This is a genomic window from Actinotalea sp. JY-7885, assembly GCF_014525465.1.
In the GTDB taxonomy this organism is placed as follows: domain Bacteria; phylum Actinomycetota; class Actinomycetes; order Actinomycetales; family Cellulomonadaceae; genus Actinotalea.
The window spans coordinates 1-2345 of record NZ_JACEXH010000285.1 but is presented as its reverse complement, the minus strand read 5'-3'; the positions used below and the strand labels follow the sequence as shown (position 1 = coordinate 2345).

The 2345-nt window shown below is 76.5% G+C and carries 3 protein-coding genes and 1 pseudogene; 2 read left to right on the top strand and 2 right to left on the bottom strand.

Going from position 1 to position 2345, the window contains the following annotated elements:
* On the bottom strand, positions 1-531 hold a 531-nt coding region (locus IDM29_RS16315), incomplete at its 3' end, for a hypothetical protein (protein ID WP_188037799.1).
* A gap of 200 nt (positions 532-731) precedes the next feature.
* Here IDM29_RS16315 and IDM29_RS16310 point away from each other — a divergent pair.
* On the top strand, positions 732-1514 hold the full coding sequence (locus IDM29_RS16310; RefSeq protein WP_182112955.1) for an HAD family phosphatase: 783 nt from the start codon (positions 732-734) through the stop codon (positions 1512-1514).
* A gap of 259 nt (positions 1515-1773) precedes the next feature.
* On the opposite strand, the gene IDM29_RS16305 is transcribed toward IDM29_RS16310, so the two are convergent.
* Entirely contained in the window at positions 1774-2127 is a 354-nt protein-coding gene (locus IDM29_RS16305; protein WP_223148427.1) for a hypothetical protein, read from the bottom strand.
* Here IDM29_RS16305 and IDM29_RS17735 point away from each other — a divergent pair.
* Positions 2095-2345, top strand: a pseudogene (locus IDM29_RS17735) (hypothetical protein); the annotation flags it as partial. The gene IDM29_RS16305 and the pseudogene IDM29_RS17735 sit on opposite strands and share 33 nt — an antisense overlap.

Here is a 2345-nt window from a genome sequence, read left to right as displayed (position 1 = left end):
CCGACGCCGCAGCACGAGCTGCGCGCCCGGAGCCCCGCCCGCCTCGAGCCCGGCCGCCGCCGTCAGCCCGGCGGCGACCCCGCGCACGTCCTGGCCCGTGACGAGCAGCAGGTGGGGCCGCGTCGCGAGCACGCCGCCCACGGCATCGTCGGCCAGCGCGGCGGCCGGGGCGTCCACGACGACGACGCCGTACCGCTCCTCCAGGGCGGGCCACAGCGCCTCGACCGCTGCCCGGGGCGGGGCACCGCCGCGCCGGTCACCGCCGAGCACGTCCACGCCGCGCCACGTCGGCAGCGCGCCGTCGAGATCGGCGCCGGCGAGGGCACCCCGCACGTGCGCGAGGTCCGGCCAGCGGACCCCCGGCAGGTCCTCCGTGCCCAGGAGGACGTCGACCCCGCCGCCCGTCGCGGCGAGGTCCACGAGCACCGGACTCGTCCCGGCGCGCACCGCGCGCAGCGCGAGCAAGGCCGCGAGCGTGGACGCCCCGACCCCGCCGCACGCCCCCACCACGACGACCACCCGCGCTCGCACCGCACCACCTCCGCCGAGCAGCGTGGCGGCGCCGTCGCGCGGCACGACGGAAGGACCCGCGGGCCTGGGGACGACGCCCGAAGGCCCCGGACTGGGGACGACCCGGACATGACGATCACCGCGACTCCCGGCAGGGCGCCGGCTCGCTACCCTCACGGGAGGCCGGCCGGAGCGTCCGGGAGGGGCGCGGAGGGAGCGACATGGGTGCCGCCGCGTTCTTCGACCTGGATAAGACGATCATCGCGACGTCGTCGGCGACCGCCTTCTCCCGTCCGTTCTACGCGGGCGGGCTGATCACGCGCAGCGACGTGCTCCGCACCGCCTACGCCCAGTTCGTGTTCCTGCTCGGCCGCGCCGACGCCGACCAGACCGAGCGCCTGCGCGCCCACCTGTCCTCGCTCGTCACCGGGTGGGACGTCGCCCAGGTGTCCTCGATCGTCGCCGAGACCCTGCACCTGCACATCGCGCCGACCGTCTACGCCGAGGCCGTCGCGCTCATCGACGAGCACCACGCGGCGGGCCGTGACGTCGTCGTCGTCTCGGCCTCGGGGTCCGAGGTGGTCGAGCCGATCGCCGCCCTGCTCGGCGCCGACCGGGTGGTCGCGACGCAGATGGAGACCCTCGACGGCCGCTACACCGGTGGCATCGCCTTCTACGCCTACGGCCCCGCGAAGGCGGAGGCGGTGCGGCGGCTCGCGGCCGAGCACGGCTACGACCTCGAGGCCAGCTACGCCTACTCCGACTCGGTGACGGACGTGCCGATGCTCGAGTCCGTGGGCAGCGCCGCCGTCGTCAACCCCGACCGCGCCCTGCGCCGGCTCGCGATCGAGCGCGGCTGGGACGTCCTGACGTTCGCGCGGCCCGTCGCCCTGCGGCCCTCGTTCCCGCAGCCCCGGCGCACCATCCCCGTCGCCGCGCTGGTTCTGGTCGCCGCCGTCGCGGCCGTCCTGCTGGTCCGCCGGCACCGGCGGTCCACGTCCTGACACGGTCCCGGCCACGTGCTGGGCATCCCCGTGGGTCGGGCGACGCCTAGGACTTCAGTCCCTTCCCTCGTCGGGCAAGCGAGCGTAGAAATGAACCACAACAGCACAGCGGGACCTGAGAACCCACGCTCGACCTGTCCTCGAGCGGACCTGCCGACCGGGCTAGCCCCGTAGCGGCAGTACCTGAAGCGCCTGATACCTCTCCTCCCGCAGCTGTCGCCGACGGCGCCCCCGGACTACCGGGGGCGCCGTCGTCGCGTCAGGGCCCGTCGGTGTCCCGGTCGCCGTCCGGCGGTGCGAGCCGCCGCGCGACCACGGCGTCCGCCACCCGCGTCCCCTCCTGTGCACCCGCCCGCACCGCACCCGCCACGTGGCGCAGCCAGGTCGCGACGCCTTCCGGCGTGCCCGTGGCGAAGCGCGCGGCCGCGGACAGGTGCACGTGGGGCCGGGCCGCCCAGACCACGTCCGGCACCACGACGCCGACGGGGTCCACGCCGTCGCGCGTGAGCAGGTGGCGCAGGACGCCCCGCGCGACGGCCCCGTTGCCGGCGACGAACGGGCGCAGCGCCAGCACCTCGCCGTGGACGACGGCGGCCAGCACGAGCGCGGGCACCGACGGTGGCAACGGCGTCGCGGCGAGCTCGGCCAGGAGCGCCAGCCGGTCGGCGAGCTCCGCACCGGCCGGGGCCGGTCCGAGACCCCGCCCGAGACCCTGCACCTGCACATCGCGCCGACCGTCTACGCCGAGGCCGTCGCGCTCATCGACGAGCACCACGCGGCGGGCCGTGACGTCGTCGTCGTCTCGGCCTCGGGGTCCGAGGTGGTCGAGCC